Raw genomic sequence first — 15,115 nt, 5'->3', positions numbered from 1 at the left:
GCCCGGGGGTGCGCGCCCCCGGGCCCTCAGCGCAGCTCGGGCTCGCCGAACATGCCGCGCAGCGCCGCCGACTCCTCCCGGACCAGGTCGTCGGCCGCCTCCAGGTCCCGCCACGTACGGGCGGCCAGCAGCATCCCCAGGAAGGGCGCCGGCTCGAAGGCGGCCGTCGCGATCGCGGGGACGGCGACCGCCCCCAGGCGCTCGCAGCCCTCGGCCAGCGCGTCGAGGTGGGCCATCAGGTCGGCCTCGGGCAGCCGTGCCCCCAGGGGCACCTGGTCCATGATCCGTACCAGGTGTTCCCCGCCCCGCAGCGCGTCGAGCCGGGCCTTGACCATGAACGCCACCGACGGGCCGGTGAGCCGCAGGTTCGTCTCCGTCGGCGCCAGCAGCCCGTCCGCCCCGGCGACGAAGTCCACGTCGAACCAGCCCCGGTAGCCGTCCGAGGCCAGTTCCCGCCCGACTGCCATGCCGAAACCGGCCGCCACTTCCGCCTGGGCCCGGGGAACCGCCCCCGGCCCCACCGTCGCCCCCCGGTACGCCGTGCCCGCCACGTCCATGACGGCCGTCCCCACCGCGTGCACCCGGCCGTCCTCGGCCACGAACCCGTCCCAGGTCAGGTCCGCCCCCTCGCCCCACCCGGGCACGTACTCCTCGACGAGCAGCGGACCCCGCGGCAGCACGCCCACCGCCCGGCGGGCCCCGCCGGGCGCGCGCACCAGCTCCGCCGGCACCACCGCCGTGCCCGAACCCCCCACCCCGTGGTCGGACTTGAGGACGCTGTCGGCCCCCGACCGGGCCCGGGCCCGCAGCAACAGGGCCGCGGCGCGGCGGGTCGGGGCGTACCACTGGCGCGGCACCCGGACGCCGGGGTGGGAGCCGTCCGCCGCGAGCCGGTGGAACAGGGCACTGGAGGCCGACTTCGACTCGTACCGCAGGGCCGCGCCGGGCCCGGTGCGCCCCCACGGGAGCAGCGGCAGGCCCGCCTCCCGCAGGTGCGCGGCCAGGCGCGGGTGGCCGGTGAGCGCGGCGGACGGGCCGCGGCCGTCCTCGGCTAGGCCGTCGTACAGCTCCACCCCCTCCCACTCGAGCGCCTCGGACACCCTCCGCAGCCAGTCCCGCGGCACCGTCAGCGGCAGCAACAGGGCGGCCGGGTGCGGGGAGTGGAAGGCGGCGAGACCGGAATAGTGGTGGGCGGCCCGCTGCCGGTGGTCGGGGGTGCGGCCGCCGCGGCGCGGCCACGGCGTCGCGAACTGGGCGTTGTACTCCGCCACGTTGCCGATGTGGGCGCCGCGCCGGCCGCCCGTCCAGGCGCCCACCCAGGCGGGCTCCGGCCGCAGCTCCACCTCGAAGCGGGGCAGCGCGCCGTCGCGTCCGGCCGGGCGGGCGCCCATCGCCGCGTAGAAGGGGGCCGCGTGCGGGTCGGAGGCGATCCGCAGGCGCCCGAACCCGAGCTCCCGGGCCCGGGCCAGGGCGTCCCGGTACAGGGCCCGCCCCACCCCGCGCCGGACCGCCTCCGGGGCGACGAACAGCAGCCCGAGGCGGGCGGCCCGGGGGGCTCGGCCGTCCGGGGCCGGTCCCACGGGGGGTCCGGAGGCATCCGGCGTTCCCTCCGTCAGCCCCTTCGGTTCCTCGGGCGTTCCCTCCGTCGGCTCGTCCTCCAGCGAGGCCAGCCCGAGCACGCCGTGCCCGTCCTCCGCCACCCGCACCCGTCGGGCCGCCACCTCGCCCGGCCGGATCCGCAGCTCCTCCGCGCAGGCGGCCAGGAAGGCGGGGTCGTAGCCCCAGTACCCCTTGGAGCGCAGGGCCAGGGCACTCAGCTCCGCCGCCTCGGCCTCCCGGGCCGCCCGGATCCGCACCGTGGGCTCGATCACCCCCACAGGGTACGGGAGTTGATGCCGACCGGCCGGGCGCGACCGGCCGGCAGGCAGACGCCCGGCCCCCTCGCGCCCCCGTCGAGGGACACGACTAGGCTCGTGATCAACGCCAGCCGACCGCCCGGAGCGCCACCCGCACGCCGCCGGGCGCCCGTCCACGGGAGCCGCATGTCCGCCACCGCACCGCTGACCGTCGCCCTCGTCCAAGCCGCCTGCCCCGGACCGGACATCACCGCCAACGTCCGCCGGCACGCGGAGCTGCTGCGCGCCGCCGGCGCCCGGCTCACGGTGTTCCCGGAGTGCTCCCTGACCGGCTACGACCCGGCCGCCGAGGCGGTCACCGCCGACGACCCGAGGCTGGACCCGCTGGCCGACGCCTGCCGTGAGACGGGTTCGACGGCGCTGGTGTGCGCGGCGCTGGCCGAGCCCGGGGGCGTCGAGTCGCTGGCCCTGCTGGCCCTGGACGGTACGGACGTCCGGGTCGTCCACCGCAAGACGCACCTGCACGGGGCCGAGGTCGACCGCTTCACCCCGGGCGCCCGTCCGAGCGTGCTGGAGGTCGGAGGCCGCCGCATCGGGCTGGCGATCTGTGCGGACGCCTCCGTCCCCGGGCACGCGGCGGCCACCGCGGAGCTCGGCATCGACGCCTACCTCGCCAGCGCGCTCTACGGCGCCGACCCCGTGGCCCTGGCCCGGCGCGACAGCCAGGTGCGGGACGCGGCCGCCGCCCACGGGGTGTGGGGCCTGCTGGCCACCAGCGCCGGGCCGAGCGGCACCTACCCGGCGACCTCGGGCGGGTCGGGCGCCTGGGCGCCGGGCGGCGCTCTGGTCGCGCAGGCCGGCCCCGACCCGGACGGGATCGTGACGGTCACCCTCTGAAACGGGCACCCGGCGCCCGGCGCCGCCGGGCGGCCTCCCTCACTCGTACGAGCCGAAGGCCGCGGGGCCGGTCGGGCGGTAGGTGTGGAGCACCACGCCCCGGGCCGTGACCCGGCTGTCGACCAGGGCGAAGGCGGTGGGCGCCGCCCCCGAACTCGTCGTCGCCGAAGACGAAGCTCCAGCCGCCGTGCCGGAAGTCGTCACCGGGGTCCTCGGACGGCCCGCCCGGGGCCGGGACGACGCCGTCGAGGGTGGTGAACGCGGTGAGGTTGAGCTCGGCCATGGCGTGCTCCTTCGGGTGCGGCGGATCGCCGGCGGCCCCGGGGCGGGCCCCGCCGGACCGGACGCGGTGATGACCGTCCGGCGGCCCGGAACTCATCGGTCGGTGGTGTCCGAAGGGCTACGCTGCCCTGTATGACCGAGAAGTCCACTGCCACCCCGTTCGTCCGTACCTGGGAGATCCTGCCCAGCCGTGGCTACGAGACGGCGTGGATCGACCTCGGGGAGGCGAACCTGAGCGCCCGGGGCAGGGCCGTCGGGCTCGCGCCCGAGCCGTACTGGGTCGCGTACGAGCTCGAGACCGGCCCCGGGTTCGTCACCCGGCGGATGGCGGTGACGATCGAGACGGCGACGGCGGTGCGCACCCTGGACCTGAGGCGGGACGCGGACGGCCGGTGGACGGCGGACGGACGGCCGCGCCCCGAGCTCGCCGGCGCGCTCGACTGCGACCTCGGGCTGAGCCCGCTGACCAACACCATGCCGGTGCTCCGGCACGGCCTGCACCGGGGACCGGGGGAGGGGCCCCGGCGGTTCACGATGGCCTGGGTGTCGGTGCCGGAGCTCACGGTGCGGTCGCCCGTCCAGACGTACACGCACCTGGCGCGCGCCGAGCACGGGGCGCGGATCCGGGTCGAGTCCGGCACCTTCCGCAGTGATCTGGAGGTCGACGGGCACGGCCTGGTGCTCGACTACCCGCAGCTGGCGACCGCCCTGACCCGCTGAGCGCCCGGCGGGGCCCGGCGGGCGGCGCCGGGGTCAGACGGTCGGCAGCCGCGGCCCCGCGGGCGCGGGGCCGAGCGTGGTGGTGCCGGGGGCCGCCCGGTGGCCGAGGCCGGTGCGGTACGCGTCCAGGGCCGCCTCGATCCGGCCCGTGCGCCGCAGCAGGTCGCCCAGCAGCCGGCAGAGGTCCGCGAGGTCCCCGGACGCCCCGCTGCGCTCCAGCAGCGCCAGCGCCTGTACGTAGTGCTCCTCGGCGCCCTCGGTGTCCCCCCGCTCCTCGCGGATCAGGCCCAGCAGGCGGTGGGCGCCCCCGGCGTGCACCGCGCCGTGACCTGCGTCCAGGTCCAGCAGCACCGACAGGAGGCCGGACGCCTCCTCGTGGCGGCCCAGCCGCCTCAGCACGTCGGCCAGTTCCACCTCCACCTGGGCGGCGAACAGCACCGCCCGCTTGGCGGCCAGCATCTCCCGGGCGGTGCGCAGCTCCCGTTCGGCGGACTCGAGTTCGCCGTGCTGGGCGTGGACGTAGCCGCGCATCCAGTGGCAGTGCGCCAGATCGGTGCGCAGCCGCAGCTGCCCGTAGATCTCCTGGGCCTTGGCCAGTGAGGCGTCCGCCTCAGCGACCCGGCCCTCGGCCAGGAACGTACGGGCCACCTGCCGGTGCATCCCGGCCACCAGCGCCGGGTCGGCCACCTGGGGGGCGAGTGCGAGGGCCAGTTCGGCCGCGTGAGCGGCGCGGGCGTGCGCGCCCATGTCCATGTACGGACCGATGACGGCCGCGTACAGCAGGACCAGCGCTTCGGGGTCGGCCAGCCCGCTCTCCGTCAGCTCGTCGATGGCGGACTCGAGCAGGTAGCAGGCGTACCGCAGTTCGCCGGCCAGCAGGTGGGCGACGGCCCGGCCGCGGACGGCCCGGGCCCGCCGGGGCAGCGGCTGGCCGGCCGTCCCCAGCAGGTGCTCGGCGGCCTCGAAGTGGCGCCGGGCGTCGGAGAGTTCGCCGGTCTCCAGGGCGCAGTCGCCGAGGCCGAGGAGCGCCTCGGCCTGTTCGGCCGCCAGGCCCAGGTGCTCGGCGTCGGTCAGGGCGCGCCGGTAGCGCACCGCGGCGTCGTCGGCGGCCCCGGTGGCGAGCTCCCGTTGCGCGTCGGTGAGGGCGAGGCGCAGTTCGGTGCCGAGCCGGTCGGGGCGGCCGGTGGCCAGCTCTTCGTAGGAGACGCCCAGCCGCCGGGCGAGGAAGCGCACTGCCGCCTCGGAGGGGCGGACCCGGCCGGATTCCAGGGTGGAGATGTACGCCGGGGTGTACTCGGGGTGCGCCAACTGGCGTTGTGTCAAGCCACGTTCGGCCCGCAGTCGCTGCACGCGACGTCCGATTTCGGCGGTTTCGTCCACGGCGCTTGCCCCCTTCGCTCCCCAACTCCCCGTCCGCGTCCGGTTGGTGACGGAAAGTAGACCATTGCGCAGGGCTTCTGCGCCCCCTAGGTTAAGCCACCGGTTCATTGAACTTATCAAATGACTTAACTGCAGTACGGGGAAAGGAACACATGCGCGCAAACCTGCGCAGAGCCATAGCCGCCGCCGGTGTGGCCGCCACCACGGCCGCCCTGCTGGCCGCCACTCCGGGCGCCGCCAGCGCCCGCCCGGAGGAGTCCGGCGCCAAGGCCTCCGGCACGCCGACCGTCGAGGTCGAGATCCCGGGCCCGGAGTTCGGCAAGACCGCCGGCTCCGGCCACACCGAGGTTCCGGCCGGCTCGACCGACACCAAGCCCGCCGCACCCCTCTCGCCGGCCGCGGCGGCCCTGGACGGCACGGTCACCAAGCTGATCAACCACGGCCGCACCTCCGACCGCCTGGACGTCGTCATCATCGGCGACGGCTACACGGCCTCCCAGCTCGGCACGTTCCACACGCAGGCCAAGGCCAAGTGGGCGAACATCACCGCCGTCGAGCCGTACAAGACGTACAAGAACCTCTTCAACGTCTGGACCGTCGACGCCGTCTCGCACGACTCGGGCGTCAGCGGCGACCCGAGCAAGGGCGTCCACCGCAACACCGCCCTCGGCTCGTACTTCTGGTGCGAGGACATCGAGCGGCTGCTGTGCGTCGACCAGACCAAGGTCGACAAGTACGTCGCCAAGGCCCCCGACGCCGACCTGGTGATCGTCCTCTCCAACAGCAAGAAGTACGGCGGCGCCGGCTACAACCAGCGCAGCGCCCGCTACGGCTACGAGGGCATCTCCACCGCCTCCGCGGGCAACGAGCAGTCCGGCCAGGTCGCCATCCACGAGACCGGCCACTCCCTCGGCAAGCTCGCCGACGAGTACGACTACCCGTACGACCGCTACACCGGCCCCGAGCCCGGCGACAGCAACATCTCCAAGCTGACCGCCGCCCAGCTGAAGGCCAGCCGCGCCAAGTGGTACCGCTGGATCGGCGAGAAGTCGCCCGACGGCGGCAAGGTCGGCGCCTTCGAGGGCGCGGGCTACTACGTCCACGGCCTGTACCGGCCCACGGACAACTCGCTGATGCGCATCCTCGGCGTGCCCTTCAACCTGCCGGGCGTCGAGTCGATGATCGGCGGCTTCTACCGCCACGCCCGCATCGCGACCCCGGCGACCCGCACCGACCGCACGCTGCGCACCGGCGCCACCGCCAAGGTCACCGTGCCGACGATCTACACCGCCAACGGCCGCAAGCTGAAGGTCCGCTGGTTCGTCGACGGCAAGGAGATCACCCGCCTCGCCGGCCGCACCTCGGTCAAGGTCACGGACGTCAAGGCCGAGCTCGCCGACCGCGCCACGCACAAGCTGACCGTGCGCGTCGAGGACCGCTCCCCGTCGGTGCGCGACCCGCAGGTCGCCAAGACCCTGCGCACCTCGGTGAACTGGAAGGTCCGCCTCTGATCCGGTCCCCCGGACCGAGGTGACGAAAGCGCGGAGCCGGTACCCCCGTCGTGGGAGTACCGGCTCCGCCGCGTTCCGGCCGGACGGTCCGGGCCGCCGAGCCCCGCGCGGGCCCTCGGGGACCGGACCGCCGTCAGGGGGCTCAGACCGGGCCCGGGCCCCCGTCCTCGACGGGGATCGGGGTACGGGCGGTGGCCTCCGCGGCGGCCGGGCGGGTCCCGTTCGCCCGCCGCGCCTCGGGAACCTGGTCGGCACCGCCCTGGTTCATCGTGGCCAGCAGCTGGCGCGCCAGCCCCAGCCCCGTGCCACCCATCGTCAGCGCCTTGGCGAACAGCTCCGACATGCCCTCGGCGCCGTTGAGCAGCACCATGTGCTCCACGTTGCCGAAGGCCGACGCCCCGGCCTCCACGATCTTGGGCCAGTTCTCGGCCAGCTGCTGCGCGACCACGGCCTCCTGGTTCTCCGCCAGCGCCGCCGCCCGCGCCTTGATCGCCTCGGCCTCGGCGAGGCCCTTCGCCCGCGCCGACTCCGCCACCGCCAGACCCCTGGCCTGCGTGGCCGCGGCCTCCGCCTCACCGGTGGCCCGGGTCGCCGTCGCGGCGGCCAGTCCGCGCGCCTCCGTGGCCTGGGCCTCGGCGGCCGCGGCCGCCTTCACCCGGGTCGCCTCGGCCGCCGCCGCCAGCTCGGTCTCGCGGGCCTTGGCCTGCGCTCCGGAGATGCGTGCGTCGCGCTCCGCCTCGGCCAGGGTCCGCTTCTCGTACGCCTTGGCGTCGGCGGGCTTGCGCACGTCGGCCTGGAGCTGCTGCTCGCGCCGGTGCGCCTCCAGTTCGGCCACCCGCGTCTCCTGGACCACGACCTCCTGGCGGGCCGCCGCCTCGGCCAGCGGGCCGGCCTGCCGGGCGGCCGCGGCGGCCTTGTCCCGCTCCGCCTGGTAGCCGGCCTGCAGGATCTCGCTGTCCCGGGTGGCCTCGGCCATCCGCGCCTGCGCGGTCTGCTCCGCCTCCGTCGCCAGCCGGTTCGCCTCGGCCTGCGCGATCCGCGCGTCCCGCTGGACGGCCGCGGCGTGCGGCATCGCGAGGTTCTTGATGTAGCCGGTCGGGTCCTCGATCTCGTGGATCTGCAGCGAGTCGACGATCAGTCCGAGCTTCTCCATCTCCGTGCCGCAGGCCGCCCGGGTCTGACCGGTCAGCTTCTCGCGGTCACGGATCATGTCCTCGACCGTCAACCCGCCCACGATGGAGCGGAGGTGGCCGGCGAAGACGATGTGCACCCGCTCCGGCATCATCTTCTGCTGGTCGAGGAACCGGCGCGCGGCGTTCGCGATCGACACGTAGTCGTCGCCGACCTTGAAGATGACCACGCCCTTGACCCGCAGCGGAATGCCCTGCTGGGTCACGCAGTCCACCGACAGCTGGGTCTCGTTGAGGTCCAGCGACAGCTTGCGGACCGCCTGCACGCCCGGGATGACCAGGGTTCCGCGCCCGGTGACGATCCGGAACCCCATGCCCTCGCCCACTCCTTCGGTCTTGTGGGCCGAACCGGAGATGACGAGTGCCTCGTTCGGCTCGGCCACCCGCCACATGAGCTTGAACAGGCCGACCAGAACCAGTAGTGCGGCGAGCGCCAAGCCCGCCACGACGCCGATGACCATCGGCAACGCCCCCTTAGTGCGGTGCCCGTTCGGCACCGGTGAGACGGGAGTGTGCTCCTCGGCGCGGGCGGGGTGAAGACACCGCGCGATCTTTAGCGCAATCTTGATACATACAGGTCGGCGCGGGCGCCGGCGCCGCACGGGCGCCCGCTCACACCCCGTACGCGGCGCTCACGTACACCGTCCGCGGCGGCAGGTACTCCACGATCGTCACCACCGTGCCCACCTCGATCCGCTCGCTCCCCAGCGCCGGGTAGGCGAGGAAGTGCTCCGCCCCGCCCCGGATCCGTACGATCACCTCGCCCACCAGGCCCGGCCCGACGGTCCCGGTCACCCGTCCGGTCAGGCCCACCATGCTCATCTCCGCGTCCATGAACGGAGCGTACCCACGGCGGACCCCGGTCCGACCGGCCGGGAAAAGCGTTTGACCGCCGCCCGCGCCCGGGATCGGATGGGCACCCGTGAGCACAGGACAGATGCACCCCGGTCAGCAGCCCGTCGACGAGGACCTGGTACGACGCCTGGTGGCCGGGCAGTTCCCCCGCTGGGCGGCGCTGCCGGTGACCCGGATCGTCTCCGGCGGCACGGTCAACGCGATGTTCCGGCTGGGCGACGACATGGTCGTACGCCTGCCGCTGCTCGAAGGCGGCGCGGGAGACGTGGTGTCGGAACGGAAGTGGCTGCCCCGCCTCGCCCCGCTGCTCCCCACGGCCGTCCCCGAGGTGCTGGGGGAGGGCCGGCCGGCCGCGGACTACCCCTGGCCGTGGTCGGTCTACCGGTGGCGGACCGGGGAGAACCCCGTCGCGGGCGCGCTGAGCAGGCCCGAGGCGCTGGCCGCCGACCTGGCCGCCTTCGTGGTGGCGATGCGCGGGCTGACCCTCCCGGGCGCTCCAGGGGCCCACCGCGGCGGGCCCCTGGCCCTTCAGGACGTGGCGACGCGGGCCGCGATCGAGGAGTTGCGCCGGATCCCCGAGGAGGGCGTGGACGGTGCCGCCGTCACCGCTGTCTGGGAGGACGCCCTGCGGGCACCGGGCGGGGACGGGCCGCCGGTGTGGGTGCACGCCGACCTCATGCCGGGCAACCTGCTGGTGGCGGACGGCCGGCTCCGCGCCGTCATCGACTTCGGGTGCGTCGGCGCCGGGGACCCCGCCTGCGACCTGTTCCCGGCGTGGAACCTCCTGCCGCCCGGCGCCCGGCGGGTGTTCCGCGAGGCGGTGGGCGCGGACGACGCCACCTGGCGCCGGGGCCGGGGGCGCACCCTGTCGCAGGCGCTGATCGCCCTGCCGTACTACCGCACGACGAACCCGGCCATGGCGGCCAACGCCCGGCACGTCGTCCGGGCGGTGCTGGACGAGGTCTGACCCGACGAACCGGTCCGCCCCGAGGGCGAGGTCCGACCCGAGTGAGCCGTCAGCCGGTGCGGGTCAGCTTCGTGCCGAAGGACGGTGCGACCAGGTCGCTCCGCACGGCCACCGGTACGACGGTCGCGTCGCCGGCCGGGCCGACCGTGAGGCTGCCGACGACCGTGCCGGCCTTCGCCTCGTGCGGGAGCCCCTTGCCGCCGGTGCCGAGGGTGAGGGCCAGCTTCTGCCCCGGGACGCCGATCACGGTGGCGTCCCGGGTCGCCACCAGCGGCGTCCGGCCCCCGAGCCGGTCGTCCAGGTAGCCGACGACCTGACCCTTCTTGACGACCACGGCCGAGGCCAGAGCCTCGCGCACCGCCTCGATGATCTTCTTGCTGTTGTCCTTGACCAGGACGAGGCTGTTGCCGCCGTTCGGGTCCGGGCCCGAGACGTGCTGCTCCATCAAGGTGCCCAGGATCAGCGGGGTCCTGTCGCCCACCGACTTGTACGCCGCCCACATCAGGGCGCCGCCGGCGGCCGAGCTCGACCCCGTCTTGATGCCCTTGATGCTGAGGCCGGCCAGCAGCAGGTCGTCGTTGTTGTTGTTGATCGGTTCCGACAGGCCCTTGATCCTGGTGTTCGGCATCGCCACGATCTGCCGGAACACGTCGAACTCCATCACAGCCCGGGCCAACTTGAGCTGGTCGGTCGCCGTGCTCACGGTGCCGGCGTCGAGGCCACTGGGGTCGGTGTACGTGGTGCTGGCCATCCCCAGCTCCTCGGCGGCCGCGTTCATCTTGGCCACGAACGCCGTCACGCCGTCACTGCCGGTGTCCCAACGGGCCAACAGGCGCGCGACGTTGTTGGCCGAGGGGATCATCATCATCTTGAGCATGTCCTGCTGGCTGAACTTCGAGCCGGCCTCGAGGCGCATGATCCGGGACTCGTTCTCCGACTTCCCGTCCTGGACGGCCTTGGCGTCGACCTCGATCTGCGGCCCCTCTTCGCTCCTCTTCAGCGGATGGCCCTTGAGGATGACGTAGGCCGTCATCACCTTGGCCACGCTGGCGGTGGGAACCGGCTTCTGCGTGCCGAAGGTGCCGATCGTGCCGGAGCCCTGGACGCGCACGGCGCCCTGGCCGGCCTTCGGCCAGGGCAGCTCGAAGGCGCCGTCGAGGGTGACGGAGGAGGCGGCCCCGTCCGTCGTCAGGCGGGGGTCGGGCAGCGGGCGCACCGCCTGTACGACCGCGAGGACGCCGACGAGGAGGGCGAGGAGCGGGGTCCAGACCTTGACGCGCCGGACGAGGGTGCGGGTGGTGGTCTCGGCGGGCGGCGGGGTGTTCGTCAGCTGCGCCAGCAGGTCCAGCGGCGGCAACGGCTGCTCCGTCGTGGCCTCCGGCACGGCGGCGGCGACGGGCTCCCGCGACGCTGGCGCGCTCCCGGCGGCCGGACGACCCGTGTCCTCCAGCCGCCGGAGCGGGACGAGGGTGCTGGTCCGCTCGACGTCCGACTCGACGCCGCCGGCACCGGCCTCCCCGGTGACGGCGGCGTCGGCATCGGTACCCGCATCGGCATCGGTACCGGCATCGGCGTCGGGAACGGCTTCGGCGTCGGCGCCCACGCCGGCCCGTGCCGTGTCCGCGGCGGCGCCGGTCGTGGCGTCCGCAGCCGCCCCGCCCTCGGCCCTCCGGGCCCAGGAGGGGGTCGGGGGCGCGTCGTCCCGGGGCTCGTCGTCGGCTTCCGGCGCGGTGTCGGCCGGCGTGACCTCCACCGCCACGGCCGGCTCGGCCTCGGCGGTCGCGCCGGGCTCGATCCCGTCGGCCCGGTCGGACGCGGCCTCGGTGACGGGCTCCGCCTCGTGCTCGGTGTCCGGGTCCGTCCCCTCCGCGGGCTCGGGCTCGGCCTCACGTTCGGCCCCGGGCGAGGCGTCCGAGGGCGCCTCGTCGGCGGCCTCGGGATCGGTGCCGGTCCCGTCGGCGGCCTCCGTGTCGGCGCCGCCAGTCGGCTCGGCGGCGGCGGAATCGGCCGTGGTCCCGTCGCCGTGCCCGGGCGTCGCGTCCGCGTCCGCGTCGGCCGGGTCCCCGTCCTCGGCGTCCGGCTCCGGGGAGGACTCCGGCTCGGACTCGGGCTGTACGGCGGCGGTGGACCCGGTCGACGGCTCGGTCGGCAGGTCGGACCCGGTCGGCGGTTCGGCGGGGGAGTCCGGCGAGGTGGCCTCACGGTCCCCCGCGCCACCGCGGTCGGCGGGCTCCGGCCCGGTGGTCGTGTCGTTCTCGTCCTCCGGGGTGTCGGGCCTGTCGCCCTTGACCGGTACCGCCGTCATTCCTCGCGCCGCCTCGTTCGCCGTCCCACACTCGTGCGACGTGCTAGACGTCCGCGACGGCCCCCGGGTTCCGCGCCGCATGATCTTGTGCTGCGCGTCACCGGCCGGGCCGATCGCGGCAACCGCGCGACGTGCTGCGACCGGACACGGGCCCCCACCCCCGAGCCGTGCGCCTCGGCGCCGCCCGGCGGCGGGTGAGGGGTCGTCAGCCCCGGGCGCCCGAGGTCTCCAGGGGGCGGGCCGCCGGCGGGGAAGCGGGTGCGCAGGCGAGGACCGCCTCGAGGTCGTCGAGGGTGCGGCGGGCCGCCGCGATGCGGGCGTGCAGTTCGTCGGGGTCCGCCGCGGCCGCCGCGCCCCGCCGCCGCACCTCCTCGGCCCGGTTCGCCTCTGCCTCCAACTCCCGTGCCTCGTCCAGGGAGTTGAGTACGACGCCGATGAGCACGTTCACCAGCACGAAGGACGCCAGCAGCACGAAGGACGCGTAGTAGAAGAGGGACAGCCGCGAGATCTCCAGCCCCGCGTGCACCGCTTCGCCCAACCCGTCGAGCGTGGTGAGCAGAAACAGCGTCAGGGCGGCCCGCCCGATGGACCCGTAGTGCGCCGGGTCGGGTCCGGCGAAGCAGACCCAGCCGACCATCGCGTACACGTACAGCACCAGCGCGCCCACGAACAGGAAGCTCAGCGTGCCCGGCAGGCTGCGCCCCACCGCGATCAGCAGCACCCGCAGCTGCGGCAGGAACCGCGCCGTGCGCAGCACGCGGGCGAGCCGCAGCAGCCTCAGCACGGTGGTGTTCTCGCGGATCAGCGGCACGAACGCCGACAGGACCACCGCCAGGTCGAACAGGTTCCACGGGTCCCGGAAGAAAGCTTTTGGCCGGTCGGCGTGGGCACCCATGCGCACCAGCATCTCCAGCGCGAACACCGCGAGGCAGCACCGTTCGGCAGCCCGCAGCGCCGGCTCGTACGCCGTGACGAGGCCGCTGTACGTCTCCGCCCCCAGCAGGGCGGCGTTGAAGAGGATCACGGCGAAGACGACGGCGCCGAAGGCCGGGTCCTCGGTGATCGTGCGGCAGCGGGCGGCCAGTCGCGTGCGGCCGAGGCCGGCCGGCTTCGGGACCGTCATGGTGCTCCTTGGTGCGGGGGGATCCCCGGGCGGCGGGCAGCACGGAGTGCCCGCTCGGGGTGAGGGGGGGGCGCGCCGGGGGCGCGTCACAGCCGGTCGATCATGGCAGGGCGGAATGTCCTTCCCCGTTTACCGGGCCCGATAACAACCCAATTGAGTGATCTTCATCCGCGACCCGTACCCCTGGCCGCTACCGCCTCTGAAGGCACTCGCGCCCCACCCCTCAGCTGCGCGCGAACCAGGCCGTCGGGCCGCGTTCTTCCGCAGGTCGTGAGCTATGTTTGAACGCGAGCGCGCGGGGATGAGAAGGAGGCCCACCGGTGCCAACCGATCAGCAGGCACGCGCACAGGCGGCCGCGATCACGCCCGGCGGGGAGTCGCCGGAACACGAGCGCGCCCCTGCCGACCGCGTGCGTGCGTTGTTCGACGGGCACAGCCTTTCGCCGGGTCAGCGGCGGATCGCGCAGTACCTCATCGACCACCTCACCGAGGCCGCGTTCCTCTCCATCACCGAGCTCGCCGAGCGCGTCGGGGTCAGCCAGCCGTCCGTGACCCGGTTCGCCACCGCCCTCGGTTTCAGCGGGTACCCCGCCCTGCGCGAGGTGCTCCAGCCGATGGCCCTCAGTGCCGTGGCCGGCACGCCCGAGACCCGCGAGGAGCTCCGCCGCAACGAGCTCCAGGCGGCCGTCGACGCCGAGATCGACAACCTGGAGAACCTGCGCCGGGTGCTGGCCGACACCGACCAGGTGCTGGACATCGGCCGCGAGCTGGCCCGCTCGAAGCCCCTGACCGTGCTGGGCCTGCGCATCTCGGTCTCGCTGGCCGAGTACTTCGCGTACGCCGCCCGCCGCATCCACCCGGACGTCCGCGTCGTCACCCGCGGCGGCAGCGTCGCCTACGACGCCCTGCTGCAGTCCCGCTCCGCCGGCGGAACCTGGGTGCTGGCGTTCGCCATGCCCCGGCACGCGCACGAGACGCTGGCCGCCCTGCGCGCGGCCCGTCGCACCGGGCTCAAGGTCGCGCTGATCACGGACCTCACCCTCGGGCCGCTGGTCGACGAGGCGGACGCGGTGCTCACCGCCGGCACCGGTTCCCGGCTGGTCTTCGACTCGTACGCGGCCCCCGGCATGCTCGCCGCGGCCCTGCTGCAGGCGATGGTGGACGCCGACCCCGAGCGGACGCAGGCTCGGCTGGAAAGCTACGAGCAGGTCGCCGACCAGCACAACTTCTTCCTCTAGGCCCCGAAAGGCCGGATTCGCCCCGCCGGACCCTGCCCGCGCGGGCGTATTTTCATGTCCGAGATGTGCATGAAATTTTTCATACTCTTGCGTACTCGACGGTATATATATTTACTGCTCATCGGCGCTCGGATCATCCGATGCCAGGGAGGCCGCCCCCTATCGGCCTCCGGAACGCCCCACGGCGACGCTCCCTCCTCGCGCCGTCCGCGCGGCGTTCCATCCGGCTCTCGCATCCGGCAGAGCGCTCATCGGTGGCCCCGGCCGACCCCTGGGTCGGGGCCGCCGCCCCCTCTCGATCAGAGTTCGGCACCCCTCTTGGAAGCTACGCGAATGCCTCAGATGGTCCTCACCTCGCTCAGCCCGGACTGGCCGTGTCAGGTCAAGGCCCCGGGCACCCACGACTGGGAGCGCACGGCGACCCGCTGGCTGCGGGACCTGCTGCCCGCCCGGTACGCCGGCTACTCGACCCTCACCCGCCACCACGTGCTCCTCGCCCGCCACGCCCAGCTCCAGCTCCAGCACGAGATGCGGGCGATCCGGGTGGCGCTGGAGACCAGCCGCGTGGAGCTGCCCGCCCTCGGCGTCGTGGACGCCGTCATCGAGAACACCATCCGCATGTACGCCGTCGAGCTGGAGCAGCTGGGACGGCTCGCCCGCGGCGTCCGCCTGGTCGGTGACGCCCTCCTCGTGAGCTCCGGCGTCCCGGCCCGCCGCCGCTGAGACCGCCGACCCGACCGACTCGACCCGGCCCTCCCCCGGAACCCGCGGTCGCCGCGACCGACCCCGCA

13 protein-coding genes are annotated in these 15,115 nt (G+C 74.5%); 6 read left to right on the top strand and 7 right to left on the bottom strand.

Annotated features, from left to right (window positions below; genetic code table 11):
• Nucleotides 1–26: 26 nt before the first annotated feature.
• Nucleotides 27–1,871: a GNAT family N-acetyltransferase gene (locus ACIQCH_RS24495; protein WP_402584149.1), complete on the bottom strand. Its 1,845-nt coding sequence runs from the start codon at nucleotides 1,869–1,871 to the stop codon at nucleotides 27–29.
• A gap of 171 nt (nucleotides 1,872–2,042) precedes the next feature.
• On the opposite strand from ACIQCH_RS24495, the gene ACIQCH_RS24490 reads away from it, so the two are divergent.
• Nucleotides 2,043–2,753 carry a carbon-nitrogen hydrolase family protein gene (locus ACIQCH_RS24490; protein ID WP_402584148.1) on the top strand — a complete coding sequence of 237 codons (711 nt, stop codon included), beginning with the start codon at nucleotides 2,043–2,045 and terminating at the stop codon, nucleotides 2,751–2,753.
• 39 nt (nucleotides 2,754–2,792) lie between these two features.
• Here ACIQCH_RS24490 and ACIQCH_RS24485 read toward each other — a convergent pair whose 3' ends face one another.
• Nucleotides 2,793–2,957, bottom strand: coding sequence for a hypothetical protein (locus ACIQCH_RS24485; RefSeq protein ID WP_402584146.1), 165 nt, complete (start codon nucleotides 2,955–2,957; stop codon nucleotides 2,793–2,795).
• 210 nt (nucleotides 2,958–3,167) lie between these two features.
• On the opposite strand from ACIQCH_RS24485, the gene ACIQCH_RS24480 reads away from it, so the two are divergent.
• A complete protein-coding gene (locus ACIQCH_RS24480; protein ID WP_402584144.1) occupies nucleotides 3,168–3,755 on the top strand; it encodes a putative glycolipid-binding domain-containing protein in 588 nt (195 codons plus the stop codon).
• 33 nt (nucleotides 3,756–3,788) lie between these two features.
• Here the strand turns inward: ACIQCH_RS24480 and ACIQCH_RS24475 are convergent, their stop codons facing one another.
• Nucleotides 3,789–5,135, bottom strand: a complete 1,347-nt coding sequence (locus tag ACIQCH_RS24475) for a tetratricopeptide repeat protein (RefSeq protein ID WP_402584142.1) — start codon at nucleotides 5,133–5,135, stop codon at nucleotides 3,789–3,791.
• A 152-nt stretch (nucleotides 5,136–5,287) separates the two neighbouring features.
• Here ACIQCH_RS24475 and ACIQCH_RS24470 point away from each other — a divergent pair, with 152 nt between their 5' ends.
• Nucleotides 5,288–6,646 (top strand): M64 family metallopeptidase, encoded by a 1,359-nt coding sequence (locus ACIQCH_RS24470; protein ID WP_402584140.1) that lies wholly within the window; start codon nucleotides 5,288–5,290, stop codon nucleotides 6,644–6,646.
• Nucleotides 6,647–6,788: 142 nt separating this feature from the next.
• Here the strand turns inward: ACIQCH_RS24470 and ACIQCH_RS24465 are convergent, their stop codons facing one another.
• Together ACIQCH_RS24465 and ACIQCH_RS24460 are read right to left on the bottom strand one after the other, a co-directional pair.
• The gene (locus tag ACIQCH_RS24465; RefSeq protein WP_402584138.1) at nucleotides 6,789–8,297 is read right to left on the bottom strand and encodes an SPFH domain-containing protein; all 1,509 of its coding nucleotides are present in this window, start codon (nucleotides 8,295–8,297) and stop codon (nucleotides 6,789–6,791) included.
• Nucleotides 8,298–8,448: 151 nt separating this feature from the next.
• The gene (locus ACIQCH_RS24460) at nucleotides 8,449–8,670 is read right to left on the bottom strand and encodes a hypothetical protein (RefSeq protein ID WP_402584136.1); all 222 of its coding nucleotides are present in this window, start codon (nucleotides 8,668–8,670) and stop codon (nucleotides 8,449–8,451) included.
• A 103-nt stretch (nucleotides 8,671–8,773) separates the two neighbouring features.
• On the opposite strand from ACIQCH_RS24460, the gene ACIQCH_RS24455 reads away from it, so the two are divergent.
• Complete coding sequence (locus tag ACIQCH_RS24455; RefSeq protein WP_402584247.1) at nucleotides 8,774–9,658, top strand: aminoglycoside phosphotransferase family protein; 885 nt, start codon at nucleotides 8,774–8,776, stop codon at nucleotides 9,656–9,658.
• Between the two features lie 49 nt (nucleotides 9,659–9,707).
• Here the strand turns inward: ACIQCH_RS24455 and ACIQCH_RS24450 are convergent, their stop codons facing one another.
• Together ACIQCH_RS24450 and ACIQCH_RS24445 are read right to left on the bottom strand one after the other, a co-directional pair.
• Nucleotides 9,708–11,963 (bottom strand): serine hydrolase, encoded by a 2,256-nt coding sequence (locus ACIQCH_RS24450; RefSeq protein WP_402584135.1) that lies wholly within the window; start codon nucleotides 11,961–11,963, stop codon nucleotides 9,708–9,710.
• Between the two features lie 205 nt (nucleotides 11,964–12,168).
• Complete coding sequence (locus ACIQCH_RS24445; RefSeq protein ID WP_402584133.1) at nucleotides 12,169–13,086, bottom strand: ion transporter; 918 nt, start codon at nucleotides 13,084–13,086, stop codon at nucleotides 12,169–12,171.
• A gap of 320 nt (nucleotides 13,087–13,406) precedes the next feature.
• On the opposite strand from ACIQCH_RS24445, the gene ACIQCH_RS24440 reads away from it, so the two are divergent.
• Together ACIQCH_RS24440 and ACIQCH_RS24435 are read left to right on the top strand one after the other, a co-directional pair.
• Nucleotides 13,407–14,324, top strand: coding sequence for a MurR/RpiR family transcriptional regulator (locus ACIQCH_RS24440; RefSeq protein ID WP_402584131.1), 918 nt, complete (start codon nucleotides 13,407–13,409; stop codon nucleotides 14,322–14,324).
• A gap of 333 nt (nucleotides 14,325–14,657) precedes the next feature.
• Nucleotides 14,658–15,047: a hypothetical protein gene (locus tag ACIQCH_RS24435; RefSeq protein ID WP_402584129.1), complete on the top strand. Its 390-nt coding sequence runs from the start codon at nucleotides 14,658–14,660 to the stop codon at nucleotides 15,045–15,047.
• The last annotated feature ends 68 nt before the right edge of the window (nucleotides 15,048–15,115 follow it).

Source organism: Streptomyces sp. NPDC093225, from assembly GCF_044753805.1.
Classification (GTDB): Bacteria; Actinomycetota; Actinomycetes; order Streptomycetales; family Streptomycetaceae; genus Streptomyces.
The sequence above is the reverse complement of the archived record's forward strand: the minus strand, read 5'-3'. Positions and strand labels throughout refer to the sequence as shown.